General features: G+C 69.6%; 22 protein-coding genes, 2 pseudogenes and 1 riboswitch. Of the genes and pseudogenes, 12 read left to right on the top strand and 12 right to left on the bottom strand.

The window, feature by feature from the left end:
- Positions 1-18: 18 nt before the first annotated feature.
- Entirely contained in the window at positions 19-831 is an 813-nt protein-coding gene (locus tag M2157_RS20470; protein ID WP_280863156.1) for an HAD family hydrolase, read from the top strand.
- On the opposite strand, the gene M2157_RS20465 is transcribed toward M2157_RS20470, so the two are convergent.
- Positions 828-1310 (bottom strand): transglycosylase SLT domain-containing protein, encoded by a 483-nt coding sequence (locus M2157_RS20465; RefSeq protein ID WP_280865895.1) that lies wholly within the window; start codon positions 1308-1310, stop codon positions 828-830. The genes M2157_RS20470 and M2157_RS20465 overlap by 4 nt on opposite strands.
- Before the next feature lie 5 nt (positions 1311-1315).
- A riboswitch (cyclic di-AMP (ydaO/yuaA leader) is annotated at positions 1316-1489 on the bottom strand.
- 269 nt (positions 1490-1758) lie between these two features.
- The gene (locus tag M2157_RS20460; RefSeq protein WP_280865894.1) at positions 1759-3753 is read right to left on the bottom strand and encodes a CocE/NonD family hydrolase; all 1995 of its coding nucleotides are present in this window, start codon (positions 3751-3753) and stop codon (positions 1759-1761) included.
- A 306-nt stretch (positions 3754-4059) separates the two neighbouring features.
- On the opposite strand from M2157_RS20460, the gene M2157_RS20455 reads away from it, so the two are divergent.
- The 4 genes and pseudogenes from M2157_RS20455 to M2157_RS20440 all read left to right on the top strand — a co-directional run bounded on the left by M2157_RS20455 (position 4060) and on the right by M2157_RS20440 (position 8435).
- Positions 4060-5070, top strand: coding sequence for a polyprenyl synthetase family protein (locus M2157_RS20455; RefSeq protein WP_280863153.1), 1011 nt, complete (start codon positions 4060-4062; stop codon positions 5068-5070).
- Between the two features lie 239 nt (positions 5071-5309).
- Positions 5310-6546 (top strand): annotated as a pseudogene (locus M2157_RS20450) (sigma-E factor regulatory protein RseB domain-containing protein).
- A 28-nt stretch (positions 6547-6574) separates the two neighbouring features.
- Positions 6575-7561, top strand: coding sequence for an ABC transporter ATP-binding protein (locus tag M2157_RS20445; RefSeq protein ID WP_280865893.1), 987 nt, complete (start codon positions 6575-6577; stop codon positions 7559-7561).
- Complete coding sequence (locus tag M2157_RS20440) at positions 7548-8435, top strand: ABC transporter permease (RefSeq protein WP_280863150.1); 888 nt, start codon at positions 7548-7550, stop codon at positions 8433-8435. The genes M2157_RS20445 and M2157_RS20440 overlap by 14 nt, the downstream gene beginning before the upstream one ends.
- Here the strand turns inward: M2157_RS20440 and M2157_RS20435 are convergent.
- The 3 genes from M2157_RS20435 to M2157_RS20425 all read right to left on the bottom strand — a co-directional run bounded on the left by M2157_RS20435 (position 8425) and on the right by M2157_RS20425 (position 10859).
- A complete protein-coding gene (locus M2157_RS20435) occupies positions 8425-9015 on the bottom strand; it encodes an NAD(P)H-dependent oxidoreductase (protein WP_280863149.1) in 591 nt (196 codons plus the stop codon). The two genes, M2157_RS20440 and M2157_RS20435, sit on opposite strands and share 11 nt — an antisense overlap.
- A gap of 102 nt (positions 9016-9117) precedes the next feature.
- Positions 9118-10404, bottom strand: a complete 1287-nt coding sequence (locus M2157_RS20430) for an amidase (protein ID WP_280865892.1) — start codon at positions 10402-10404, stop codon at positions 9118-9120.
- Complete coding sequence (locus tag M2157_RS20425; protein ID WP_280865891.1) at positions 10401-10859, bottom strand: DUF6668 family protein; 459 nt, start codon at positions 10857-10859, stop codon at positions 10401-10403. The genes M2157_RS20430 and M2157_RS20425 overlap by 4 nt, the downstream gene beginning before the upstream one ends.
- A 162-nt stretch (positions 10860-11021) precedes the next feature.
- Between M2157_RS20425 and M2157_RS20420 the strand changes: the two genes are divergently transcribed.
- Positions 11022-12488, top strand: a complete 1467-nt coding sequence (locus M2157_RS20420; protein WP_280865890.1) for a hypothetical protein — start codon at positions 11022-11024, stop codon at positions 12486-12488.
- A gap of 14 nt (positions 12489-12502) precedes the next feature.
- On the opposite strand, the gene M2157_RS20415 is transcribed toward M2157_RS20420, so the two are convergent.
- Positions 12503-13453 carry a M28 family metallopeptidase gene (locus M2157_RS20415; RefSeq protein ID WP_280863146.1) on the bottom strand — a complete coding sequence of 317 codons (951 nt, stop codon included), beginning with the start codon at positions 13451-13453 and terminating at the stop codon, positions 12503-12505.
- A gap of 151 nt (positions 13454-13604) precedes the next feature.
- Entirely contained in the window at positions 13605-14072 is a 468-nt protein-coding gene (locus M2157_RS20410) for a VOC family protein (protein WP_280863145.1), read from the bottom strand.
- Positions 14073-14169: 97 nt separating this feature from the next.
- On the opposite strand from M2157_RS20410, the gene M2157_RS20405 reads away from it, so the two are divergent.
- A complete protein-coding gene (locus tag M2157_RS20405) occupies positions 14170-15630 on the top strand; it encodes an MFS transporter (RefSeq protein ID WP_280865889.1) in 1461 nt (486 codons plus the stop codon).
- A 56-nt stretch (positions 15631-15686) separates the two neighbouring features.
- Here the strand turns inward: M2157_RS20405 and rarD are convergent.
- Positions 15687-16352 (bottom strand): annotated as a pseudogene (rarD, locus tag M2157_RS20400) (EamA family transporter RarD); the annotation flags it as partial.
- 184 nt (positions 16353-16536) lie between these two features.
- Complete coding sequence (locus M2157_RS20395; RefSeq protein WP_280863143.1) at positions 16537-17391, bottom strand: SDR family oxidoreductase; 855 nt, start codon at positions 17389-17391, stop codon at positions 16537-16539.
- A gap of 91 nt (positions 17392-17482) precedes the next feature.
- On the opposite strand from M2157_RS20395, the gene M2157_RS20390 reads away from it, so the two are divergent.
- The 5 genes from M2157_RS20390 to M2157_RS20370 all read left to right on the top strand — a co-directional run bounded on the left by M2157_RS20390 (position 17483) and on the right by M2157_RS20370 (position 20573).
- Positions 17483-17893, top strand: coding sequence for a helix-turn-helix domain-containing protein (locus M2157_RS20390; protein ID WP_280863142.1), 411 nt, complete (start codon positions 17483-17485; stop codon positions 17891-17893).
- Positions 17894-18399: 506 nt separating this feature from the next.
- Entirely contained in the window at positions 18400-18696 is a 297-nt protein-coding gene (locus tag M2157_RS20385) for a DUF6082 family protein (RefSeq protein WP_348541798.1), read from the top strand.
- Between the two features lie 306 nt (positions 18697-19002).
- Positions 19003-19239 carry a hypothetical protein gene (locus tag M2157_RS20380; RefSeq protein ID WP_280863834.1) on the top strand — a complete coding sequence of 79 codons (237 nt, stop codon included), beginning with the start codon at positions 19003-19005 and terminating at the stop codon, positions 19237-19239.
- A 466-nt stretch (positions 19240-19705) separates the two neighbouring features.
- Positions 19706-19948: a hypothetical protein gene (locus M2157_RS20375; RefSeq protein ID WP_280863141.1), complete on the top strand. Its 243-nt coding sequence runs from the start codon at positions 19706-19708 to the stop codon at positions 19946-19948.
- A gap of 130 nt (positions 19949-20078) precedes the next feature.
- Entirely contained in the window at positions 20079-20573 is a 495-nt protein-coding gene (locus M2157_RS20370; protein WP_280865888.1) for a DUF6082 family protein, read from the top strand.
- Between the two features lie 73 nt (positions 20574-20646).
- Here M2157_RS20370 and M2157_RS20365 read toward each other — a convergent pair whose 3' ends face one another.
- The 3 genes from M2157_RS20365 to M2157_RS20355 form a co-directional block, all read right to left on the bottom strand.
- A complete protein-coding gene (locus tag M2157_RS20365; protein ID WP_280863139.1) occupies positions 20647-21726 on the bottom strand; it encodes a 2-oxoacid:ferredoxin oxidoreductase subunit beta in 1080 nt (359 codons plus the stop codon).
- Positions 21719-23647 (bottom strand): 2-oxoacid:acceptor oxidoreductase subunit alpha, encoded by a 1929-nt coding sequence (locus tag M2157_RS20360; RefSeq protein WP_280865887.1) that lies wholly within the window; start codon positions 23645-23647, stop codon positions 21719-21721. Before M2157_RS20360 ends, M2157_RS20365 begins: the two co-directional genes overlap by 8 nt.
- 275 nt (positions 23648-23922) lie before the next feature.
- Positions 23923-24582, bottom strand: a complete 660-nt coding sequence (locus M2157_RS20355; protein WP_280863833.1) for a response regulator transcription factor — start codon at positions 24580-24582, stop codon at positions 23923-23925.
- Positions 24583-24645 lie beyond the last annotated feature (63 nt).

Here is a 24645-nt window from a genome sequence, read left to right as displayed (position 1 = left end):
CATCCGTATTCTCTGATCATGGCCGCCTCCCCCGCATATTCACTCATCGCCACCGACCTGGACGGCACGCTGCTGCGCGCCGACGACACCCTCTCCGACCGGTCGTTGGCCGCGCTCGCACGGGTGGCCGCGGGTGGGGCCCAGCATCTCGTCGTGACGGGACGGCCGGCACCCAGAGTGCGGCCGCTGCTCGACGACCTGGGCAGCACGGGGCTCGCGGTGTGCGGGCAGGGCGCGCAGGTGTACGACGCCGGCGCCGACCGTCTGCTGTGGTCGGTGACCCTGGACCGGGAGCTGGCCGAGACCGCGCTCGGCAAGATCGAGGCCGAGGTCGGACAGGTGTACGCGGCCGTCGACCAGGACGGTGTCGACGGGCTCACGCTCATCGAGCCGGGATATCTGATGCCCCATCCGACCCTGCCGGCCGTGCGGGTGGGCCGGCGCGACGACCTGTGGTGCGAGCCGATCAGCAAGGTGCTGCTGCGCCATCCCTACCTGTCCGACGACGAGTTGGCGGTGACGGCGCGCTCGGTGGTGGGCTCGCTGGCCACGGTCACCATGTCGGGGCCCGGGACCGTCGAACTCCAGCCATGTGGCATCACCAAGGCGACGGGCCTCGCGCTGGCCGCCGAACACCTGGGCCTGGGGCCGGAGATGACGATCGCCTTCGGGGACATGCCCAACGACATCCCCATGTTCGACTGGGCGGCCCACGGCGTCGCGATGGCCAACGGGCACCCCGAACTCCGGGCCGTGGCCGACGAGGTGACCCTGTCGAACGAGGACGACGGCATCGCCGTCGTCCTCGAAAGACTGTTTCCCGAGGCCTAGTAGGCGCCCCAGACATTGTCGATGGACCCGTACCGCTGGGCCGCGTAGTTGCAGGCCGCGGTGATGTTCGCGACCGGGTCGTACGGGTCCCACGACGTGTTGGCCACGTGGTAGGCGTTGAAGGTCGGGTCGATCACCTGGAGCAGGCCCTTGGAGGGGGTGCCGGCGGCCGCGTTGGAGTCCCAGTTGTTGATGGCCCAGGGGTTGCCGGAGGACTCACGGATGATGTTGCGGTAGATGCCGTCGTAGGAGCCGGGAATCCCGTGCTCCGCCATGACGGCGAGGGAGGCGCGGATCCAGCCGTCCAGGGTGTTGGGGTAGCCGAGCGTGGCCGCGGTCTGCATGGGCGGGGTGGCCGCCGACGCGCTGGTCGCGCCGATGAGGGGGAGCGCGAGTACGGCGGCTCCGGTGCCGGCGACGGCGAGCTTGCGGACGAGACGGCTGGTACGGGTACGTCGGTGCTGAGCGGCAGCGGACATGGCGAAGTTCCTCTCCGGCGCCTGCGAGGTGAGCTGTCGGGTTCGGGCTGGAGTTGCCCGGACACGCCTACGAAAGGCGTGACTTCACCCCAAGCCGTACCGGTATGTCCGAAGACGCCCGGTCCGGCGGCTTACCTGGGTCCCCCGCTCCTGCCCTGGTTTCTCGGTGGGTGTACGGGCGGTGGCAGGATTCGGCGTCCGCCCGACAGGCCGGGAACGTATGCGAGAGCACATGTCCGGAACAAGTGGCGAATTCACATGCGATGCCTATTGACCTTGGTAGGAGGCATTTGGGGCACTTGATCCTTTGCGGTCGCCAAGCCTCAACTGAGGTTTCGGCAAAGGTGGATCGGCAGATTCCGGATCGGCGTCCGTCCGCCTGTCCGCGTGGGCCAAGTCACAGCCGAGCGCAAGAGGTGTAAAACGGTCAAGAGTGCCCAACTCGTGGTCAACCGGCCGTCCGTGGGATCCGCTTCTCCCATGTCCGGTGGAAGACCACCTCGCCGCCGTCGGTGCAGACGACCTCGTTCGAGGTGTGGAAGTCCGTCGCGTCGCAGGTGATCTCCGAGCGGGTCCGGACGGTCGCGTCCCAGCCGAGCTCCGGGCGGTGCAGCCGGATCGACCAGTCCGAGCGGGTGCGGGCGGACAGCGGGTCGTTCTCGTCGATCGTGTACGTCTCCAGCGCGTCCTCGGTGCACTCCAGACCGTCGGGGTACACGCGCGTGCCGCCGTACCGCGGGTCGACCTCGAGACGCCACTCACCCTTGGCCACGTCACGGACGACCAGGCGCTCGGGGCGCGGCTCGTCGAAGGTCGCGGGGTGGCTCACGCCGAGCGGCTCGGACTGCTCCGGCTCCTCGAACGCGATGTCCGAGGAGGCTTCACGCGCGCGTACCGGCAGTTCGAGGAAGCTCCCCGCAGGCTCCAGCGCGAATCCCGCCTGCGAACCGGGCTGCGGCCAGATCCACGGCCAGTACGCCGAGGAGACGGCGAGCCGGATGCGGTGGCCGGGCGGGAAGGCGTGCCCGACGCCGTTCAGTTCAAAGCTCACCTCCTGCGTCGCGCCCGGCTCCCAGGGCACGGCCCGGTCCCGCCCATGGCGTGCCGAGAGGTTCAGCACGCCCCGCGTGACCAAGGTCGACGACCCGTCCGGGGCGACATCGCACAGCCGCGCGACGACCTGCCCGCGCGTCACCTCCGAGGTCACCCTGAGCCGCACCCGCGGCCGTCCGAGGACCCACGTCTCCACACCCACCGCGAACTCGAAGCAGGCCGAACGCGCGTCCTCCTCCCGCTGGTCCGGCGGCAGGTCGGCGTCGTTCCCGACCGGGAAGAAACGGCCTGCGTCCACGCCCGTGTGCTGCGGGGAGCGGACCAGGACGGGGGGACCCTGGAGGCCGTACGACACCGTCGTCACGTTCGGGGAAGGCCACGCCGGCTCGCCGACCCAGCGGCCGGGCAGGGTGTCGTAGACCGTGGCCGGGGGGTGGGAGTCGCTCACGTAGGCCCTCAGGAGCGGTTCCCGCATGACGCCGGTGTCGACGCCCTTCAGGTGCTGGTCCCACCAGCGCAGGGTCTCCTGGAGGAAGCCGATCGCCGGGCCGGGCGGCAGGCCGCGGTCCGGGTACTGGTGGGACCACGGACCGATGAGCCCCCGTACGCGCTCGACGGGCAGGTGCTCGACGAGTCTGAGGACCGTGTCGCGGTACGGGTCGTGCCAGCCGCCCACCGCGAGGACGGCCGCGACGATCGCGCCGTAGTCCTCGCAGACGCTGCCGGCGCGCCAGTAGACGTCGCGCGTCTGGTGGTCGAGCCAGGTGTGGAGGAACGGGTCGACCTGTTCGAGCCGTCCCAGCCACATGTCCCGCCACACGTCGCCGACATGGAGCGGATCCGGCGGCCGGGAGGCGAAGGCGAGCATCGTCGCCGCCCAGGCGTGCATGTCCACCGCGAGGACGGAACCTCCCATGTAGTGCGCGTCGTTGTCGTAGCGGTCGTCGGTGGAGCAGACCGTGACGACCGCCTTGAGCGGCTCGGGTGCCAGGGCCGCGACCTGGAGGGAGTTGAAGCCGCCCCAGGAGATGCCGAACATGCCGACCCGGCCGTCGCACCAGGGCTGCGCGGCCAGCCAGCCGACGACCTCGGCCCCGTCGGCGAGCTCGGTCGCGGAGTACTCGTCGCCCGGCACGCCCTCGCTGTTGCCGTGCCCGCGCACATCGACACGCACGGAGGCGTAACCGTGGCCCGCGTACCAGGGGTGGCGCTGCCAGTCGCGGGGAGCGGTCCAGTCGGTGAGGCGGTACGGCAGGTATTCGAGGATCGCGGGTACCGGTTCGGGGGTGAGGGGCCGCCACACGCGTGCGTACAGGAGCGTCCCGTCCGGCAGCGGGATGCGGACGTCGTCGTGGGTCGTCTCGTAGGGGAAGGACGTACGGATGTGCATCGGTGGAGTCCCGTCGGTTTCAGAGCACCGGGTGCATGGTGCGGCGCAGCCAGGCCGCGGCGGCCGTCGTCGCGATCTCGACCTCGGTTCGGGACACGGGCGGCTACTTCCCTACAAGTCGATAGATATCCCTTCTTTTCAGGTGATCAAAAACATACCGGTCGTGATCCGATACCGCCTGGCATGGACGGGGCGGGCGCTATCGGTGATCCAAAGATGACCGGATACGCTGACTTGAGTGATGGCAGCGACGTATCGACATTCCGTATAACCGCCAGTGGGACACCAGCAGACAGGAGACCCCTCGTGACCGTCGTCGGGCCGTTCGGGCTGAGCGTGCGGGACCAGGCTCTGGAAGCCGATGTCCAGGCCGCAATGGCGGCTGTCGAGGAGGGATTGCTCGAGGCCACCAAGAGTGAGGTTCCCTTCATCACGGAGGCCGCCCAGCATCTGGTGCGCGCGGGTGGAAAGCGGTTCCGTCCGCTCCTCGTGATGCTCGCCGCCCAGTTCGGGGACCCCTATGCGCCGGGCGTGGTGCCGTCGGCCGTGGTGGTGGAGCTGACCCACCTCGCGACGCTGTACCACGACGACGTCATGGACGAGGCCGAGGTCCGACGGGGTGTCGACAGCGCCAACACCCGCTGGGGCAACTCGGTGGCCGTGCTGACCGGCGACTTCCTGTTCGCCCGCGCCTCGCACATCCTGGCCGACCTCGGGCCGGAGGCGGTCCGGGTGCAGGCGGAGGCGTTCGAGCGCCTGGTCACCGGCCAGATCCTGGAGACCGCCGGGCCGCAGGACGGCCGGGACCCGGTCGAGCACTACCTCGACGTGCTCGGCGGCAAGACGGGCTCGCTGGTCGCGGTCTCGTGCCGCTTCGGGGCGATGATGTCCGGCGCCGACGAGACGGTCGTGGACGTCCTGACCCAGTACGGCGAGCGCCTCGGCGTCGCCTTCCAGCTCGCCGACGACGTCCTGGACATCGCCTCCGACTCCCACGAGTCCGGCAAGACGCCGGGCACGGACCTGCGCGAGGGCATCCCCACGATGCCGGTGCTGCGGCTGCGCGAGCGGGCCGCCCGCCTCGGTCTGGCCGAGGACATCGCCCTGTGCGAGCTGCTCGACTCCGACCTCACGGACGACGCCCGGCACGCGGAGGCGCTGGCCGCCCTGCGTACGCACCCCGCACTGGAGCAGGCCCGCAAGGACACCGTGCGGTACGCCGAGGACGCGCGCGCGGCCCTGGCCCCGCTGCGGGAGTGCGATGCGAAGGCGGCGCTGATGGAGCTGTGCGACGCGGTGGTGCATCGCGCGGGCTGAGGCCTGCTGACCTTTCGGCAGAGCGGCGCCCCCTACGGGTAGTAGGGGGCGTCCGCATGTCGTGTCATACCCCAGGTGTACATGGAGTTGGCCCCGAGGGCTGACGCATGCTCATGGCCGATTTGGTCAGATGGACATCACAGAAAACACCACTCCTCACCGATTCGGGTGAGAATGGCGGCTACAGGGTGGACGCACGGGAGTTGACAGCCGCCGCCGACGACGGAGGTAAGGCACACATGGCACCGTACGAATCCGACGACAACGCGACCGCCGCGGACGCCGAAGAGCTGCGCTCCGCGCGCCGCCGCAAGGCCGCGCGATACGTCGTGCCGGCCACGGTGGTGGGCATCGCGGCGGCGACGATCGGGCTCGTCCCGGCGCTCGCCGACTCCGGCGATCCCGACCTGCCGAAGATCAGCGCACAGGAACTCATCGAGAAGATCGCCGCATCGGACGTACAGCAGCTGTCCGGCACGGTGAAGATCACCACGGATCTGGGGCTGCCGGACCTCGGCGGCCTGGAGAGCTCGCTCGGCTCCGCCGCCGGGCCCTCCGGCTCGGGCGACGGCTCCTCCGCCGACCCCTCCACCAAGCTGACCGAGCTGGCCTCCGGCACGCACACGCTGCGTGTCGCGGCCGACGGCGAGAACAAGCAGAAGGTCTCGCTGCTGGAGAACGCGGCCGAGTACAGCCTCATCCACAACGGCAAGGACGTCTGGGGCTACGACAGCAAGTCCAACTCGGTCTTCCACACCACGGCCTCTCGAGCGCGACGGGAAGCAGAAGGAAGAGCTCCCGGCCACGCCCAAGGACCTCGCCGAGGAGGCTCTCAAGGCCGCCGACAAGACCACGTCGGTGACGGTGGAGGGCACCGCGCAGGTCGCGGGGCGGGACGCCTACCGGCTCGTCATCAAGCCCAAGGACGAAGGGTCGACGGTCGGCCAGATCACCGTGGCCGTGGACTCGAAGACCGGGCTGCCGCTGAAGTTCACGCTGACGCCGGCGAGCGGCGGTTCCGCCGTCGTGGACGCGGGCTTCACCCAGGTCAGCTTCGCCAAGCCGGCCGCCTCGACCTTCGACTTCACTCCGCCGAAGGGCGCGAAGGTCGAGGAGGGGGACGCCGCGAAGGCGCCCGAGCACTCCGAGCGTTCCGAGCGCCCCGGGGACTTCGGCAAGGGTTCGGCCCCCGAGCTCGGCAAGGAGGGCCCCGAGGGTCTGAACGTCATCGGGGACGGCTGGGACTCCATCGCCACCTTCGACACCGGCGGCCAGGGCGTCCCGTCCGGCTCCGAGGTCGGCGGTGACGTCGGCGGCTTCCTGGACTCGCTCGGCGACAAGGTCTCCGGCAAGTTCGGCGAGGGCACCGTCTTCAAGACCCGCCTGATCAACGCCCTGATCACGGACGACGGCAAGGTCTACGTCGGCGCGGTCACCAAGGACGCGCTGGTGAAGGCGGCCGACGCGGCGAAGTAGGACTCGGCACGACGAATCGAGGGAGCCGATGGACCAGCCGTCCGCCACGGAGCCGGATCCGGAGGGGGCGGGCGAGGGCGCGGGTGACGGCGTCATCCACACCCACGCCCTCACCAAGCGCTACCGCGGCGGACAGCTCGCCGTGGACGGTCTCGACCTGACCGTCCCGGCGGGCAGCGTCTTCGGCTTCCTCGGCCCTAACGGCTCCGGCAAGACCACCACCATCCGCATGCTGATGGGCCTCATCGCACCGACCTCCGGCTCGGCGCGTGTCCTGGGCCACCCCATGCCGCGCGCCTCCCGGACCGTACTCCCGCACGTCGGCGCGCTCATCGAGGGCCCGGCCCTCTACGGCTTCCTCTCCGGCCGCGACAACCTCATCCGCTACGACGCCGCGGACCCGACCGCCGACCCCCGCACCCGGGGCGCCCGCGTGGCAGCGGCCCTGGACCGGGTGGGCCTGGCGGCCGCCGCCGGCAAGAAGGCGAAGGCGTACTCGCTGGGCATGAAACAGCGCCTCGGCCTGGCGGCGGCCCTGCTCCAGCCCCGCAGACTCCTGGTGCTGGACGAACCGACCAACGGCCTGGACCCGCAGGGCATGCGCGAGATCCGTTCCCTGGTGAGGGAGCTGGCCTCGGACGGCACCACCGTCTTCCTCTCCTCCCACCTCCTCGACGAGATCGAACAGGTCTGCACCCACGCAGCCGTGATGGCCCAGGGCCGCCTGATCACCCAGGGTTCGGTGAGCGACCTGGCGGCGGGGGCGAGGGGCAGGCTGGTGGTCACGACACCGGACACGGCGGACGCGGCGCGGGTTCTCAAGGAACAGGGGGTCGGTGACGTGGTCATCGACGAGGACCGGGTGACGTCCGACCCTCCGGAAGGCGAACCGGCCGCGATCAACGCCGCGTTGGTGACAGCGGGAGTACGGGTACGGGGCTTCGGTGTCGAGCGAGCCTCCCTGGAGGACGCCTTCGTGGCACTGACGGGGGAGGGCTTCGATGTCGCAGGCTGAAGCAGGGGCTTTTCATCCACAACCGGCCCGCAGCCGCCGTACGACCTTCCGGGCCACCCTCTTCCGCAACGAACTGCTCACCACCTTCCGCCGCTGGCGAACCCTCGCCCTGCTGGCCGTACTCGCAGCCGTCCCGATCCTCGTAGGCATCGCGGTGAAGATCGAGACCGGCGACGGCGGCTCGGCCGGCGGTGGTGGTGGCGGCCCCGCCTTCATCTCGCAGATCACGAACAACGGCCTCTTCCTGGTCTTCACCGCCCTCGCCGCGACCCTCCCCTTCTTCCTCCCGATGTCCATCGGCGTCATCGCGGGCGACGCGATCGCGGGCGAGGCCAACGCCGGCACCCTGCGCTATCTCCTGGTCGCCCCGGCGGGCCGCACCCGTCTGCTCCTCACCAAGTACACGACGGTGATGGCCTTCTGCCTGGTCGCCACCCTCGTGGTCGCCCTCTCGGCGCTGGCGGTAGGGGCGATCCTCTTCCCGCTCGGCGACCTGACGACGATCTCCGGCACCCGGATCACCTTCGCGGAGGGCCTGGGAAGAGCCCTGCTGATCGCCCTGGTGGTGGCCGCGTCACTGACCGGGGTGGCGGCACTGGGACTGTTCGTCTCCACGCTCACCAACAGCGGCATCGCGGCGATGGCCACGACGGTCGGCCTGCTGATCACGGTCCAGATCCTCGACCAGATCCCCCAGCTGCACGCTCTTCAGCCGTACTTCTTCTCCCACTACTGGCTGTCCTTCGCCGACCTGATGCGCGAACCGGTCTACTGGGACGACCTGGTGAAGAACCTCGGCCTGCAGGCCCTGTACGCGGCGGTGTTCGGCTCGGCGGCGTGGGCGAGGTTCATGGCGAAGGACATCACGGCGTGAGCTGTTCATAGGGGAACCGCGCGAGCGGGGCCTCCTGCTCGAAGAACGTCTTCGCGCGGGCGAGGGCCTCGGTGTCCCTCAGCACGTCACCGGGCTTGCTGCCGTTGCCGAGCAGCACCCCGCCGAAGCGCATGCCCATGTACGCGGCCGAGTTGTTGAGGGTGCCGACCAGCGGGTCGGCGACCTCGGCCTCCTCGTGGGCCAGCGCGGTGACCCCCCACAGCGTGCGCCCCGCCATGGTCGCCTTGAACTCGACGCCCGGAGTGCGCAGCCAGCCGGCCCAGTGGTCCAGGTAGCGCTTGACGTGGGCGGAGACCGAGTACCAGTACAGCGGAGAAGCGATCACGATGTCCGTCGCCGCGAGCGTCGCATCGAACAGCAGCGCCGTGTTGCCGATCGTCGGACGCACGTGGTCGGTGTCGTGGCGGAGGTCCTCGAAGTCGGGCAACGGGCGCTCCGTGAGGTCGATCCACTGCTGCTCGACATCAGGGGGCAGTTGCTCGGCGGCCCGGCGGGCCAGCAGCTCGGTGTTGCCGTCGCTGCGGCTGCTGCCGAGCACGAACAGGAAACGGCGTGTCATGGAGATCCCTCGGATGATCGGCGGAGATGGCGGTGATCGGCGTACGTCAAATACTCGCACATGCATTATATGCGTGCGCAATTACCTGTCCAGGGGTGAGCCTCAGATGTACGCCGGTGCCGCCCGCGCCACCTCCAGCAGCAGCGCTTCGCCGCCGTGCCGGGCCACGAGCTGCAGTCCGACCGGGCAGCCGTCGGGGCCGAGGCCGGCCGGGAGGCTGAGTGCCGGGTGCCCGCTGAGGTTGAACGCCCAGGTGAGGGCGGTGGAGTAGCGCTCACCAGGGCCTTCGTGACCGTGCGGCGGATGGGGGGTCGTGGGCGTCAGCAGCAGGTCGGTGTGGTCGAAGAGCTCGTGGAGGCGATGGTCGTTGGCGGCCCGGATCCGGTCGGCGTCCCGCAGGTCGGAACCGGGGGTGCGCAGGGCGAGCCAGGCGGGGGCGGGGTCGTGCAGGCGGAGGGGGGTGCGGGGCGGAGCCAGCCGTACGACACCGGCGTCGGCCAGCCGCCCGGCCGCCGCGCGGGTGATCCGGACGATGTCGGGGTCGGGGTCGGCGAAGCCGAGATCGGGGGACCAGACGGCGGTGAAGGGAAGGGCGGCGGGGGGTTCGGTGAGGCCCCCGTCCCCGTAAATGGCCCCGTGGCCATACAGGTCCCCGTCCCCGTCCCCCTCCCCGTCGGCAGAGATCGCGTGCCAGTAGGCGGCGGCGTCGGCGGCGTGGCGGGCGAGGATGCCGGGGGTGGTGAGGTTGGGCCGGCCGGAGTTGGCGCCGAGGGAGCCTGAGCGGGTGATCGTGCGGTCGTTATCGGCGTCCGACTCGGTATCGGCATCGGTATCGGTAGCCAAGCGGCCGGAGTTCGTGGTCTTCAGGCCGATCACCCCGCACCACGCCGCCGGGATCCGTACCGACCCCGCCCCGTCGCTCCCCGTCGCCATCGGGACGAGTCCCGCGGCCACCGCGGCCGCGGAGCCCGCCGAGGAGCCGCCCGGGGTACGGTCGGCGCGCCAGGGGTTCACGGTACGGCCGTGGGCGCCGAGTCCCCAGGTCTGCCAGGGAGTTCCGGGACCGGGCACGGAGGTCGCGCCGACCGGGACGCATCCGGCCGCGAGGAGCGGTGCCGCGCCGCGCAGCCCGTGCCGACCCTTCACCCCGAGCGGCACCCCGGCGAGCGGCGGCCGCTCACCCGCGTCGACACGGAGGTCGACCTCGCGTGCCCGCCGTAGCCCCTCCTCCTCCCACACCTCGGCGAACGCGCACAGCTGCGGATCCACCCGCCGGATCCGCTCCAGGGCCAGGGCGACGACGTCGACGGCCCGCAGCGAGCGGGCACGTACCGCTGAAGCGATGTCCCGGGCGGAGAGGAAGGCCAGGTCGGAGTCGTCGGCCGTCACGGGGAGGCGGCCCGGGTGAGCCGGATCAGCGCCTCGGTTCCGCGAGGCGGGGTTCCGCTCACGTCACCGAGGCGCCACGCGGGGACCCAGGGCACGCGGTACACGTCCACCGTGGACTCGATCTCCTTGAGCTGCCGGGCGAGCGGGCGCGGGAGTCGGCCCGGTGCGTCCGCGACGAGGACGACGGCGTCGAGGTCGAGCCCGGGCGGGTGCTCACCGCGCCGGAAGAGCTCCAGGCCGCGGCGGGCGGCGAGCAGACCCGCGGCGTGCGTGCGGGCGACGAGCAGGACGGAGGTCGGAGCACCGGGGCCCGGCCAGTCGCGTCCGCTGTCGTGGCCGCCGTAGACGGCCGCCAGGGTGGAGACGCCCGCGCCGCCATGGGTGCCGACCCACGCGAACCGCCTCCCGGGCGGGGCCACCGGCCCCCGGATCCAGATCTCCGGCCCCTGCTGCACACTCTCCGCCTCTCGCCGCACGTCGGTCCGCCTGCCCGCGCCCCGACCCTGTCATCCCACTCGCCCTCCACCTGCTGGGACAGGCCTGTGACATCACGGTGACGTGAGAACCGGGGGCGAGCGGAGAGACTCGACAGTACGTGCACGACCGTGAGGGATGAGATGTCTCGACTCAGCCGCGAAAAGAAGCGCGACCAGCAGCGGGGTGCGACCCCGATCGACGTCCGCGTCCCCCTGACGGGTGAGTCCGCGACGGTGGCCGGAACAGCGGTCACCGCCCCGCCCGGCGAGGAACTCCACCAGACCGTCCTGACCCACCTCCACCATCTCGCCCTCTCCAGTGGCCGGCCCGTCCACGCCACGGTCCACGACGCCCGCATCGGGTACGTGGTCCCGCTGGAGGTCACGACGGACGGCTCCAGCCGCTTCACCGCGGAGCCGGTACTGATGGCTGCCCCGGAGGGTCCGCCGCTCGCCGGGAGCGAGGAGCCCGCGGAGAAGCCCTGGCCGTCCGCGGGCGCCGGCCCGCACGAGGAGTCCCCTCAGCTCCCGGGGTCACTCGACGAGCCCGCGCGGGATCCGGCTCCCACGTTCCGGCTGCGGAACCTGCCCGAGCCGCAGCCGGCGGACGCCGAACCGTCCCCGACCCAGGTCCTACGACAGTTGCCGCACCCTCGGCGCACCGGCCCGGCTCCGGCTCAGCCCCCCGGGACGGTCGCACCCCCGACGGGCGAGTTCGGCCCGCCGCCCGTCATGGACACGAGCCCGACCCCCGCCCCGCTGTCACCGACCGACTTCGCCTACGCCCCCAGGTCCCTGCCGGAGCCCGGCCCCGGCCCGACACCGGCCCCGCCGTCGGACGCCGTCCCCACTTCCGACCCGCCGCCGTCGGACACAGTCCCGACCCCCGTACCGCCGCCGTCGGACGCCGTCCCCACCCCACAGCCGACAAGCGACTCGGCGCCGGTGTCCGCGCCCAAGCCCCTGCCCTCGGCCGGTTTCGCCGCTGTTCCGCAGCCGCTCCCGTCGGCGTCGCCCGCCTCTCGTCCCGCCGCCCCGCTCATCGATCCCGTCCCCCTCCTGGACGACCCCGGTCCCAAGCCGACCCCCGTGCGAGGGTTCGACGCCGTGGCCGAGGCCGTGCTGGGGGAGGGGCTGGTGGTGGAGGACGGCGCCGTTCTCGCGGAACCCGTCGGGCGGATCAGTGAGGCGGTGCGGGAGGGGCGGACGGACGTTGCCGCCGAGTTGGCCGAGCGGGTGGTCGGTGAGGCGTCCGAGACCCTGGGCGCCGAGCATCCCGACGTGCTGCGGGTGCGTGAACTCGCCGCGTACATCGCCTACTTGGGCGGAGAGCCGGTCCGGGCCGCGGAGATCTCCCTCGAACTGGCCGACATCCACCACCGCGCCGGAGACGCCGAGGCGGCCTACGGCAACGTGCACAGCGCGGCCACCGCGTGGAAGGCCGTACGGGATCCGCTGCGGGGTCTGGAACTCGGACGCGACCTGCTCACCCTGTGGACGGACCTGGCCGCCGGAGAAGGCCCGGCGGCCGAGGACCCCGACAAGCTGGAGTCGGCCCGCGCCCGCATGCTCCGCCTCGCGGAACGCGCACGGAAGGCCGACCAGTAGCCCGGGAAGCCGTGTTACCGGGACAGCTCCCACACCGCGTACGCCACCGCGTCACTGTTGCGGTCCAGGGCCGTGTCGTTGATGTTGGCCGTGGTGTCGCACGACGAGTGGTAGCAGCGGTCGAAGGCCAGCCCCGAGGTACCGCCCCACTTGGCCGCCTGCGCCGCCGTCTTGACGTAGTCCGCCCCGCTGAACAGCCCGCCCACCGGCACGCCCGCGTTCTTGAAGGGCGCGTGGTCGGAGCGGCCGTCGCCCTCGGTCTCGATCTCGGTCGCCACGCCGAGGCCGGCGTAGTACGTCTTGAAGGTCTTCTCGATGGCCGGGTCGTCGTCGTAGACGAAGTACCCGGGGTTCGGCGAGCCGATCATGTCGAAGTTGAGGTAGCCGCTGATCCGTGAACGGGCGGCGGTGGAGAGGCTGTTGACGTAGTAGCGGGAGCCGACCAGGCCCAGCTCCTCCGCGCCCCACCAGGCGAATCTCAGATGCTTGGTGGGCTGGTAGCCGGCCCGGGACACGGCGAGCGCGGTCTCCAGAACGGCCGCCGAACCGGACCCGTTGTCGTTGATGCCCGCGCCCGACGTCACGCTGTCGAGGTGCGAGCCGGACATGACCACCTGGTTGGTGTCGCCGCCCGGCCAGTCGGCGACCAGGTTGTATCCGGTGCGGCCGGACGAGGTGAACTGCTGGACCGTCGTGGTGAATCCGGCGGCGTCCAGCTTGGCCTTCACATAGTCGAGCGAGGCCTTGTAACCGGCGCGGCCGTGCGCGCGGTTGCCGCCGTTGGCGGTGGCGATGGACTGCAGCTGCGTCAGATGCGCCTTCACGTTGGCCACCGGGATGTCCGGGGCCGCGGCCACCGCGGGCTGTCCCGCGGGGGCCGCGCCGGCTATGGATCCGCCGGCCAGGAGGGACACGGTGGCGACGACGGCGGTGGCCGTGACGCGTCCGGGAACCGAGAGCTTCATGTGGGGGGCTCCGAATTCCATGGGAATCCCTGAAGTCACAGGGATTCCACAGCGAATGGGTGCCTGGATCGTGAAGCTGAGGCTGACTCACCGTCAAGGGCGGAATCCGGTCACGCCTGTTCGCATAACGGACCCCATCGCTCTCAAGGGCTCATTGCACGCAGAACTCGTTCCCCTCGGGATCCGCCATCACCACCCATTCGCCGCCCTGCTCCTTCACCTCCCGCAGCACGCTCGCCCCGAGTCCCGTCAGCCGCTCGACCTCGGCCGCCCGCTGTCCGTCGGCGGCGTGCACGTCGAGATGGAGCCGGTTCTTGACCGTCTTCGCCTCAGGCACCCGCTGGAACAGCAGCCGCCGGCCGAGGCCCGTGCCGCTGTCCTTGTCGTACGGGTCGTCGGGATGCCGTACGGCGATCAGGTCCCGGAAGGCGAGGCGCGCGTGGTACTCGACGGTGGCCTCGCGCGGCAGCGCGCCGAGCTCCAGCAGCCGCTGGATGAGCGCGTCGTTGTCCTCAACCACGTAGTGCAGAGCGGCGGCCCAGAAGTCGGCCTGTGCGTGCGGGGCGCCGGCGTCGACGACCAGTTTCCAGTGCAGGGGTGTGGGTGTGGTCTGCGTCATGGAGCCACTTATAGCCGCGGATCAGGTCCCGTAGTGTCCTGAATGGCTTCCGCCGCCCGTCTGCAGTCGAGTAAGCCCCTACCGAGGGAGCGTGGTCATGGGTGCACGCGCCTGGGCGCTGTTGCTCGTCCTGTGCGGAACGATCTTCCTGGAGGGCGCCGACATCGCGATGATGGCCGTCGCGATCCCGTCGATCCGGTCCGATCTGGGGCTCGCGACCGACACCGCGGCCTGGGTGGTGAGCGCCTATGTGCTCGGCTACGCCGGTTTCACCCTCCTGGGCGGGCGCGCGGCCGACCTGCTCGGCCGCCGCCGGATGTTCCTGATCTGGCTGACGGTCTTCCTCGCCTTCTCGGGCCTCGGGGGCCTGGCGACCGAGGGCTGGATGCTGGTGGTCGCCCGCTTCGTCACCGGCGTCTCCTCCGCCTTCATGACCCCGGCCGCGCTGTCCCTGATCACCACCTCCTACGAGGAGGGCCCGCGGCGCACCAAGGCCCTGCTGGTCTTCGCCGGCACCGGAGCCGGCGGTTTCTCCCTCGGCCTGGTGATCGGCGGCCTGCTCACCGCGCTCGGCTGGCGCTGGGTGTTCTTCGCGCCCGTGCTGATGGCCGCTGCCCTGCTCCTCGCGGCCTTCCGCCTGATCCCGCGCCGGCCCGTCCCGACGCCGACCGGGCACGGCTTCGACCTGCTCGGCGCCCTGACCGCCGCCGGCGCCATGCTGCTGGCCGCCTACACCGTCGTACGCCTGGAACACGGCCTGGACGCATGGTGGTCGACGACGGCGTCCGGGCTCGGGGCGCTGCTGCTCGGGGCCGCCTTCGTCGGTGTGGAACGCAGGGCCGCGAACCCCCTGGTCCGGCTCGGGATCCTGCGCACGGGACCGGTCGTACGGGCCGACCTCGGGGCGCTGCTGTTCGTCGGCGCCTTCTTCGGCTTCCAGTTCGTGGTGACGCTCTATCTCCAGGAACTGCGCGGCTGGTCCTCGGTGCAGACCGCGATCGCCCTGGTGATCATGGGCTGTGACGCGGTCCTCGCGCCCACCCTCACGCCGCGGCTCGTCGCCCGCTTCGGCAACACGCGCGTGATCGTCGGCGGTTTCCTGCTGGCGGTGCTCGCCTACGGCCTCTTCCTGCCGGTCGGCATGGACTGGCCCTACCTGGCGATGTTCCCGACGCTGATCATCGCGGGCACCGCCTTCGCGCTGGCGTACGGGCCGCTGACGATCGCGGCGACGGACGGGGTGGCCGAGTCCGAGCAGGGCCTGGCCGGCGGGCTGCTGCACACGGCGACACAGTTCGGCTCGGCGATCGGTATCTCCGCGGTGACGGCGGTCTACGGCCTGGCGCTGGGCGAGGCCGGCGACTCCGGACCCGAGGCCAGACTCTCCGCCTTCCGTACGGCGCTGACGGTGCCCGTCGTCATGGTGGTGCTGGGCCTGGTGATCTCCCTCCTGAGCGTCCGCGCGGTGCGCAGGGCGTCCCAGGTGAGCAGCGTCAACGCCAGCCAGACCAGTGCGAACCCGGCCCAGCGCTCGGGTGGCATGGCCTCGCCGAAGTAGAAGATGCCGAGCAGGAACTGGAAGACCGGGGCCAGGTACTGGAGCAGTCCCAGCGTGGACAGCGGCACGCGGATCGCCGCCGCGCCGAAGCAGACCAGGGGGAGCGCGGTGACGATGCCGGTCGAGGCGAGCAGCGCCGCGTGCCCCGGCCCCTCGGAGGCGAAGCTGAGGTTGCCGTGCGAACTCAGCCACAGCAGATAGCCGAGCGCGGGCAGGAACTGGATCGCGGTCTCGGCGGCCAGCGACTCCACGCCGCCGAGGTTCACCTTCTTCTTGACCAGTCCGTAGGTGGCGAAGGAGAAGGCGAGGGTGAGGGAGATCCACGGGGGCCGGCCGTATCCGACGGTGAGGACGAGCACGGCGGCGGCGCCCACCCCGACCGCCGTCCACTGCACGGGCCGCAGCCGCTCCTTGAGCAGCAGCACGCCCATGGCGATGGTGACGAGCGGGTTGATGAAGTACCCGAGGGATGCCTCGACGACATGTCCGCTGTTCACGGACCAGATGTAGACGCCCCAGTTGACGGTGATGACGGTGGCGGCCACGGCGACCAGCGCCAGCCGACGCGGCTGCCGCAGCAGCTCACCGGCCCACGCCCAGCGCCGTACGACGATGAGCGCGACGGCGACGAAGACGAGCGACCACACCATCCGGTGGGCGAGGATCTCCGCGGCCCCGGCGGGCTTGAGCAGCGGCCAGAAGAGCGGGACGAGACCCCACATGCCATACGCGGCGAAGCCGTTCAGCAGACCTATGTGCCGCTCGCCCCTCGACTTCACGGACTCTCCTCCTCGCACCGCCCTCGCCTGCAAGAAGGTAACGCCGAGTACCCCCGGCTGTCATGCCCGTATCGCTATACGGTCATGACAGCCGGGGGTGCCGGCCCCAGGGGCCCGCTGGGGAGTGTCAGCCCTTGAGCGCGACCGCGATCGACTCGGCGATCGGGGTGGCCGGACGGCCGGTCAGCCGGGACAGGTCACCGGAGGAGACGACCAGCTCACCCTTCTCGATGGAGGCGTCGACACCCGCGAGGGTCGCGGCGAGCGGGGCCGGCAGTCCTACGCCCGTCAGGATCCCGGTGTAGGCCTCGACGGAGACGGCGTTGTAGGCGATCTCCTTGCCGGTCTGCTTGCTGAGCTCGGCCGCGTACTCCGCGAAGCCCCAGGGCTCGTCGCCGCCCAGCTCGTACGTCGTGTTCTCGTGTCCCTCGCCGGTCAGCACGGCCACGGCGGCGGCCGCGTAGTCGGCGCGCGAGGCGGAGGAGACGCGACCGTCGCCGGCGGCCTGTACCACGGCACCGTGCTCCAGGACGGGGGCGAGGTTCTCGGTGTAGTTCTCGTTGTACCAGCCGTTGCGCAGCAGCGAGTAGGTCACGCCGGAGGCGAGGAGGGCCTCCTCGGTGGCCCGGTGGTCGTCCGCGAGCGCGGCCGTGAGGCTGCCCGGGGCGCTGGTGTACGCGAGGAGGGCCACGTCCGCGGCCTTGGCGGCGTCGATGACGACCTGGTGCTGGGCGGGGCGTCCCTTGTCGAACTCGTTGCCGGAGATCAGCAGCACCTTGTCGCCGGCCGCGAAGACCTTGTCGAAGGTCTCGGGGCTGTTGTAGTCGGCGACCGCTATCTTCACGCCCTTGGCGGCGAGGCCGGCGGCCTTCTCCGGGGTGCGGACGACGGCGGTGATCTGCTCGGCCGGGACCTTCTCGAGCAGCTGCTCGACGACGTGGCGGCCGAGGTGTCCGGTGGCTCCGGTGACGACGATGCTCATGATGTGCGATCTCCTTGTGGGGTGCGGTGCCACTAACCATAGGTGAAGCGCTAACTCTGCGAAAGTACCCACTTTGAAGTAAGGTACTGGCATGGCAGTAAGTGCTCAGATGAAGACCCTGGAGATGTCGGGCGAGGCGATGTGCCCCCACCGCCTCGTCCTGGAACACGTGACGAGCCGATGGGGCGTCCTGGTCCTGATCCAGCTCCTCGACCGCCCGCACCGCTTCAGCGAACTCCGCCGGGCGATCGGCGGCTTCGGCCGCGACGTCAGCGAGAAGATGCTGACCCAGACCCTCCAGACCCTGGAGCGGGACGGCCTGGTCCACCGGGACGCCAAGCCGGTGATCCCCCCGAGGGTCGACTACTCGCTGACCGACCTCGGCCGCGAGGCGGCGGAACAGGTGCGCGGGCTGGCGGAGTGGACCGCGAGGAGGATGGCTGCGGTGCAGGAGGCGCGGGAGGTGTACGACGCGCGGAAGAGGGGCTCTGAGCAGGGGTGATACGCCGGACTCGGACCGGCTGAAGGCATGTACACGGCGCCAGGGGGCACACATGTATCAGGGCGTCGGTCGACATGCGAGGCCCGTCCACCCATGCGCCCCCTCTCCGCCTCCCGCGCCGACTTGAGTCGGCGGGCACGCTGGATGCGGAGTGCCCACGCCCACCGTGTACCGACCCGCCACGCCACTTCTCGGCGCACGGTCACCGGATCCAGGGGGATGCCTTGACATGGCCACACAGACTCCGGCCGTCCATCACAGCAGGATCGGTTCTGCTGTCGCCTCGGGGCGCGGCCTGATGCGAGCCTTCTTCACTCGGGGCTCACGCCGCCGACGTCAGGAGGACATCTTGCTGGAGTTACTCGGCCAACTCACGCTGATGACGGAGGAGATCCATCGGGCGAATCTGATCCAGCAGTATCGGCTGACGCTGGATCAGATGGAGCCGGGCGATCGACGATCCCGCTCTGGCCGACGCGGCGAGCACGCTGACCGGTCTCTCCGAGGTGAAGCGCCGTCAGATGATCTTCGCCAATCGGCAGTACGGGAATCTGCTCATGGCTCACCGGGTCGGTGTGTACAACTGGGACGAACTCGTCGGGCATCTGCGAGTGCTCTGCCGCAACGAACTGTTCGCAGAGTACTGGGACCGCACAGATGAGCATCGCAGGTCGCTGCCTACGGACTCGACGGAGGCGAGGGTCGGAGCGGTGGTGGACGTGATGATCGAAGAACTGGGCGACGATCCTGAGCGGTGGTGGGTGGTGGGGCCAGGGCCGCAGGGGTCAGGGCTGGGGCCCTGAACGGCGCGTCGGGAAACTGTCGACCTGCCGACTTGGCCATCGAGGGTTGACATGCCGACATGGTTACAGGTAGTTACGAAATTTCGTCGACGTGTGGCAGGGTGTCACGGGTCGAACGTCTAGGGGCGTGAGCCACCGCCGACGCGGAAGGCCCTCCTGCGCGTGCCGACGCTTCGTCAGATTCAGTGGTCCTTCTCCGCTGTGTGCTGCCTGCTTTGTTGCTCAGCGGACCAGGATGTGCCGCTGCGTCAACGTCCGTAGCGGCCCAGGGTGAGGAGGGGTGAAAGAGGGAGTCCCCGCGTGTCGTTGAACATCGCTCGTCGTCTCGGAGATCCACCCAAGGTGCGGGGCAGTGGATCGATGGAGACCTGTCCGGACATCTTCGAACTCAGTGACGGCCGTTTCGCCGTTATCGGTACTGAGGCCACCGTGGATCTCGACCCCCTCCTTCCCCCGGATGCAGCGCGCGCCGACTATGAGCGAATCGTCGTCATCGATCGCCAGACACTTGTCCGTGCCAAACGAGATATTCCCGACGCTTGACATCATCCCCCGTCGACATGCATGTGAAAAGGGTGGGGCATGCGTGCTGGTTGCCCCATCCATCCAAGCATCCCTTTTCCGCATCGTGATGCCCTGCAAAGGTGTAGGAAGAATGGACCGTCTGGCCTGCTCAGAGGCCTGTGGCGGTCGCCGATCATCACGTAGGGGCTGAGGTCTGGTCAGATCTACCCGAACAGAGGCTCCGGCTTTTCCCGAATTCTAATCCGCGGTACTAGCTCATCTTTATCGCCCGCGGCGTCGATATGATCGACCGGAGTGAACTGGTTCAGCATTTGAACGTATTGCGTGCCGATGCTGTTTTCAAGAAGTACTGGCAACGGTCGGGCGCAGCTCGGCAGGGACATCAACGCCACCATTTAGGGGTTTCATCGAGACGGAAGAGCGATTCCTGCTAGCTTCTGTGCCCACGCTTCGCAACTAGGGAGAATTCGTGTTCAAGGAGCTCATGCCCCCTCACATAGCCCGCCGTCTCGGGGACTCGCCCCACCAACGCGGGTGCGGGACGGGCGAGACGTGTCCTGACCTCTTCGAGTTGAGTGACGGCAGCTTCGCGGTCATCGGAACTGACCGCACCGCCGAGCTCGAGGCGCAGCTCCCGGTCGACACCGCCCGCGCGGACTACGAACGCATCGTCGTCATTACCCGCGACACACTCCTCCGCGCCAAACGGGACATCCCCGACGGGTGATAGCGACGGAAGCGCGCATCGCGCGAGCCTCTCACGTCAATGTGCCTGAACTCCTCCTTTTCCGAGCGCGGTGTGGCTTGCACGCTGGAAACCTACGTGTCGACGTTCGGCGGACCCCCGGGGGTGGAGCATGACGGTACCGAACCAGGGTGAGTGGCTGGCAGAGCTGCTTCGGCAGGTTGCCCAGCAGCTCGGCCGGATGGCAGACGGCTACGACCGGATCGCCACCGAACTGCATCGGGCAAACCTGATCAAGCTGCAAAGTGTCTTCGTGGAGCGTCTGGACCGGGCGATCGACGACCCAACGCTCGCTTTGAGCAGCATCACCGGCTTGTCCGACGAGAAGCGCCGGCAGATGCTCAACGCCAATGCACAGTACTCGCTCATCCTGATGGCTCACCGGGTCGGACACATCGATCGAAGTGAACTCCTCGGATATCTGAAGGTGTTACACGGCAACGACGCCTTCGCGGAGTACTGGGAGCGGTCGGCTGCGGCACGCGGGAACCTCCCCTCGGATTCCTTCGAGGCCCGGGTCGGCAGGGCGGTCGACGCCATCATGGATGAGCGACTCGAGGACATTGAGGAGTGGTGGGTGGTGGGCCCGGAGGCTGATGGGGCATGACGCCGACCGACGTGTGGCCCGGAGGGCCGGGCAGCCGTACGGCACCCGGACCTCCGCACGCCGGGACTGACCGTCAGCCCACGACCGTCCAGGTGTCCCCGCCGGCCAACAGCGCCCCCAGATCCCCCTTGCCGTTCTGCTCGATCGCGGTGTCCAGCTGGTCCGCCATCTGGGTGTCGTACACCGGCCGGTCCACCGACCGGAGGACCCCGATCGGGGTGTGGTGGAGGGTGTCCGGGTCGGCCAGGCGGGACAGGGCGAAAGCCGTCGTGGGGGACGATGCATGCGCGTCGTGGACGAGGATCTGCGCCTCGTTCGACGGCGTCACCGGCACCACCTTCAGATCGCCCGTCGCCGGGTCCCGGACGACCCCCTTCGACAGGTCCGTCCCGAAGCGGATCGGCTTCCCGTGTTCCAGGCGGATCACCGCCTCCTCGGCCTGCTGCTTGTCCTTGAGGGCCTCGAAGGCGCCGTCGTTGAAGATGTTGCAGTTCTGGTAGATCTCGATCAGCGCGGTCCCCGGATGGGCGGCCGCCTCCCGCAGCACCTGCGTCAGGTGCTTGCGGTCCGAGTCCACCGTCCGCGCCACGAAGGACGCCTCGGCCCCGATGGCGAGGGACACCGGGTTGAAGGGGGCGTCCAGCGAGCCCATCGGTGTCGACTTCGTGATCTTGCCGACCTCGGAGGTGGGGGAGTACTGGCCCTTCGTCAGGCCGTAGATCCGGTTGTTGAAGAGCAGGATCTTCAGGTTCACGTTCCGGCGCAGGGCGTGGATGAGGTGGTTGCCGCCGATGGACAGCGCGTCTCCGTCACCCGTGACCACCCACACCGACAGGTCGCGGCGAGACGACGCCAGGCCCGTCGCGATCGCCGGCGCCCGTCCGTGGATCGAGTGCATGCCGTAGGTGTTCATGTAGTACGGGAACCGCGACGAGCAGCCGATGCCGGAGACGAAGACGATGTTCTCCTTGGCCAGCCCGAGCTCCGGCATGAAGCCCTGGACGGCGGCGAGGATCGCGTAGTCACCGCAGCCGGGGCACCAGCGGACTTCCTGGTCGCTCTTGAAGTCCTTCATGCTCTGGCGGGCCTCGGCCTTGGGGACGAGCGTGAGTGCCTCGATCGTGCCCGTGCCTTCCGTGGACGTCTCAGCCATCGATGGCCTCCTTGAGAGCCGTGGCGAGCTGTTCGGCCTTGAACGGCATGCCGTTGACCTGGTTGTAGCTGTGCGCGTCGACCAGGTACTTCGCCCGGATGAGCGTGGCGAGCTGTCCGAGGTTCATCTCCGGGATGACGACCTTGTCGTAACGGCTGAGCACCGCGCCCAGGTTGCGCGGGAAGGGGTTGAGGTGGCGCAGATGGGCCTGAGCGATCGACTCACCGGCCGTGCGCAGCCGGCGGACGGCGGCGGTGATCGGTCCGTACGTCGATCCCCAGCCCAGCACCAGCGTGTGCGCCTCGTGCGGATCGTCCACTTCCAGATCCGGTACGTTGATCCCGTCGATCTTGGCCTGGCGGGTGCGGACCATGAAGTCGTGGTTGGCCGGGGCGTAGGAGATGTTGCCCGACCCGTCCTCCTTCTCGATCCCGCCGATGCGGTGTTCGAGACCGGGTGTGCCGGGCACCGCCCAGGGGCGGGCGAGGGTCTGCGGATCGCGCTTGTAGGGCCAGAAGACCTCGGTGCCGTCGTCCAGGGTGTGGTTCGGGCCCTGCGCGAACTGCACGCTCAGGTCAGGGAGTTCGTCCAGCTCGGGGATGCGCCAGGGCTCGGAGCCGTTGGCCAGGTAGCCGTCCGAGAGCAGCATCACCGGCGTGCGGTAGGTCAGCGCGATCCGGGCCGCCTCCAGCGCCGCGTCGAAGCAGTCGGCCGGGGTGCAGGGGGCGACGATCGGCACCGGCGCCTCGCCGTTGCGCCCGAACATCGCCTGCAGCAGGTCCGCCTGCTCGGTCTTGGTCGGCAGCCCGGTGGACGGGCCGCCTCTCTGGATGTCGATCACGAGGAGCGGCAGCTCCAGGGAGACCGCGAGACCGATGGTCTCCGACTTCAGGGCCACGCCAGGGCCCGAGGTCGTCGTCACCGCCAGTGAGCCGCCGAAGGCCGCGCCCAGCGCCGCGCCGATGCCCGCGATCTCGTCCTCGGCCTGGAAGGTCCGTACTCCGAAGTTCTTGTGCTTGCTCAGTTCGTGCAGGATGTCCGAGGCCGGCGTGATCGGGTACGAGCCCAGGAACAACGGCAGGTCCGCCTGGCGAGACGCGGCGACCAGTCCGTAGGACAGCGCGAGGTTCCCGGAGATGTTGCGGTAGGTGCCGACCGGGAAGGCCTTCGTCGCCGGGGCGATCTCGTAGGAGACGGCGAAGTCCTCGGTGGTCTCGCCGAAGTTCCAGCCCGCCCGGAAGGCGGCCAGGTTCGCCTCGGCGATCTCCGGCTTCCTCGCGAACTTCGTCCGCAGGAACTTCTCCGTGCCCTCGGTGGGCCGGTGGTACATCCACGACAAGAGGCCGAGCGCGAACATGTTCTTGCTGCGCTCGGCCTCTTTGCGACTGAGGTCGAAATCCTTGAGGGCCTCGACGGTCAGCGTGGTCAGAGGGACCGGATGAAGGCTGTAACCGTCGAGCGATCCATCAACGAGCGGCGAGGCCGCGTACCCCACTTTCTGCATCGCCCGTTTGGTGAACTCGTCCGTGTTGACGATGATCTCCGCACCGCGCGGCAGGTCGGCGATGTTGGCTTTGAGGGCGGCGGGGTTCATGGCCACCAGCACGTTGGGCGCGTCACCCGGCGTGAGGATGTCGTGGTCGGCGAAGTGCAGCTGGAAGGAGGAGACACCCGGCAGGGTTCCGGCAGGGGCCCGGATCTCGGCGGGGAAGTTGGGAAGGGTGGACAGGTCGTTGCCGAAGGACGCGGTTTCCGAGGTGAAACGATCCCCGGTGAGCTGCATCCCGTCGCCGGAGTCTCCCGCGAAACGAATGATCACCCGGTCGAGGCGGCGGACGTCCTTCGCGCCGGCCTCTTTGCGCTGCTCTCCTACGACGGCTTCGTCGGCCTGCTCCGCTGGGCTGCTGACCTGACTGGTCACTGAACTGGACCTCCCTCGAGGCGGCTGTTCGGGAGCGGCCTTCCCGCAGGCCTTCCCAGGATCAACCCTACGACCGCAGGGGTCGCCTTCCCTCGGCCATTCGCATGATGGACGTGCTTTTGAGACGGTACGACGCCCTGACTTGTCATGATTTACTCGCCCCCCGGCGCTTTCCTTGAAGACGCTCCCTCATGGTTCTTTGGTTCTCGGTCCCGGGCGGCCCCTCCGTCTCCCTGACTGGCCGCCACGGTGATATCTGACACGGTGTCAGATAGTCAGGAGTTCAGGTAGGTCAGCACCGCCAGCACCCGCCGGTGGTCCCCGTCGCTCGGTGACAGCCCGAGCTTCAGGAAGATGTTGCTGACATGCTTCTCCACGGCCCCGTCGCTCACGACGAGCTGCCGCGCGATCGCCGAATTGGTGCGCCCCTCGGCCATGAGTCCTAGGACCTCCCGCTCCCGGGGCGTGAGATTGGCGAGCACGTCCTGCTTACGGCTGCGTCCCAGCAGCTGAGCGACCACCTCGGGGTCGAGGGCGGTCCCTCCCTCGGCCACCCGCACCACCGCGTCCACGAACTCACGCACCTCCGCGACCCGGTCCTTGAGCAGGTACCCCACCCCGCGACTGGACCCGGCCAGCAACTCGGTGGCGTACCGCTCCTCCACGTACTGCGACAGTACGAGTACCCCGAGTCCGGGATGTGCCTTGCGCAGTTGTACGGCGGCTCGCACGCCCTCGTCCGTGTGCGTCGGAGGCATCCGCACATCGGCGACGACGACGTCGGGCAGCTCGCCCTGGGCGTCCAGCTCACCGATGGTCTTGATCAGTGCCTCCCCGTCGCCCACACCGGCCACGACGTCGTGCCCGCGGTCGGTCAGCAACCGGGTCAGGCCCTCCCTCAGCAGCACTGAATCCTCGGCGATGACCACCCGCACCCTGTCCTCCACGACTCTCGGCCCCCCAGCCCACTACCTGCCCACCCGCCGGACAAGTCCAGC

The sequence above is a fragment of the Streptomyces sp. SAI-127 genome (genome assembly GCF_029894425.1).
Lineage (GTDB): Bacteria > Actinomycetota > Actinomycetes > Streptomycetales > Streptomycetaceae > Streptomyces.
The sequence above is the reverse complement of the archived record's forward strand: the minus strand, read 5'-3'. Positions and strand labels throughout refer to the sequence as shown.

Coding starts and splice junctions, on each gene's coding strand:
- M2157_RS20470 (WP_280863156.1), top strand. CDS start 19: ATGGCCGCCTCCCCCGCATATTCACTCATCGCCACCGACCTGGACGGC.
- M2157_RS20395 (WP_280863143.1), bottom strand. CDS start 17,391: ATGAGCATCGTCGTCACCGGAGCCACCGGACACCTCGGCCGCCACGTC.
- M2157_RS20390 (WP_280863142.1), top strand. CDS start 17,483: ATGGCAGTAAGTGCTCAGATGAAGACCCTGGAGATGTCGGGCGAGGCG.
- M2157_RS20445 (WP_280865893.1), top strand. CDS start 6,575: ATGGACCAGCCGTCCGCCACGGAGCCGGATCCGGAGGGGGCGGGCGAG.
- M2157_RS20435 (WP_280863149.1), bottom strand. CDS start 9,015: ATGACACGCCGTTTCCTGTTCGTGCTCGGCAGCAGCCGCAGCGACGGC.
- M2157_RS20460 (WP_280865894.1), bottom strand. CDS start 3,753: ATGCACATCCGTACGTCCTTCCCCTACGAGACGACCCACGACGACGTC.
- M2157_RS20440 (WP_280863150.1), top strand. CDS start 7,548: ATGTCGCAGGCTGAAGCAGGGGCTTTTCATCCACAACCGGCCCGCAGC.
- M2157_RS20370 (WP_280865888.1), top strand. CDS start 20,079: ATGACGGTACCGAACCAGGGTGAGTGGCTGGCAGAGCTGCTTCGGCAG.
- M2157_RS20365 (WP_280863139.1), bottom strand. CDS start 21,726: ATGGCTGAGACGTCCACGGAAGGCACGGGCACGATCGAGGCACTCACG.
- M2157_RS20465 (WP_280865895.1), bottom strand. CDS start 1,310: ATGTCCGCTGCCGCTCAGCACCGACGTACCCGTACCAGCCGTCTCGTC.
- M2157_RS20375 (WP_280863141.1), top strand. CDS start 19,706: ATGCCCCCTCACATAGCCCGCCGTCTCGGGGACTCGCCCCACCAACGC.
- M2157_RS20420 (WP_280865890.1), top strand. CDS start 11,022: ATGTCTCGACTCAGCCGCGAAAAGAAGCGCGACCAGCAGCGGGGTGCG.
- M2157_RS20415 (WP_280863146.1), bottom strand. CDS start 13,453: ATGAAGCTCTCGGTTCCCGGACGCGTCACGGCCACCGCCGTCGTCGCC.
- M2157_RS20405 (WP_280865889.1), top strand. CDS start 14,170: ATGGGTGCACGCGCCTGGGCGCTGTTGCTCGTCCTGTGCGGAACGATC.
- M2157_RS20410 (WP_280863145.1), bottom strand. CDS start 14,072: ATGACGCAGACCACACCCACACCCCTGCACTGGAAACTGGTCGTCGAC.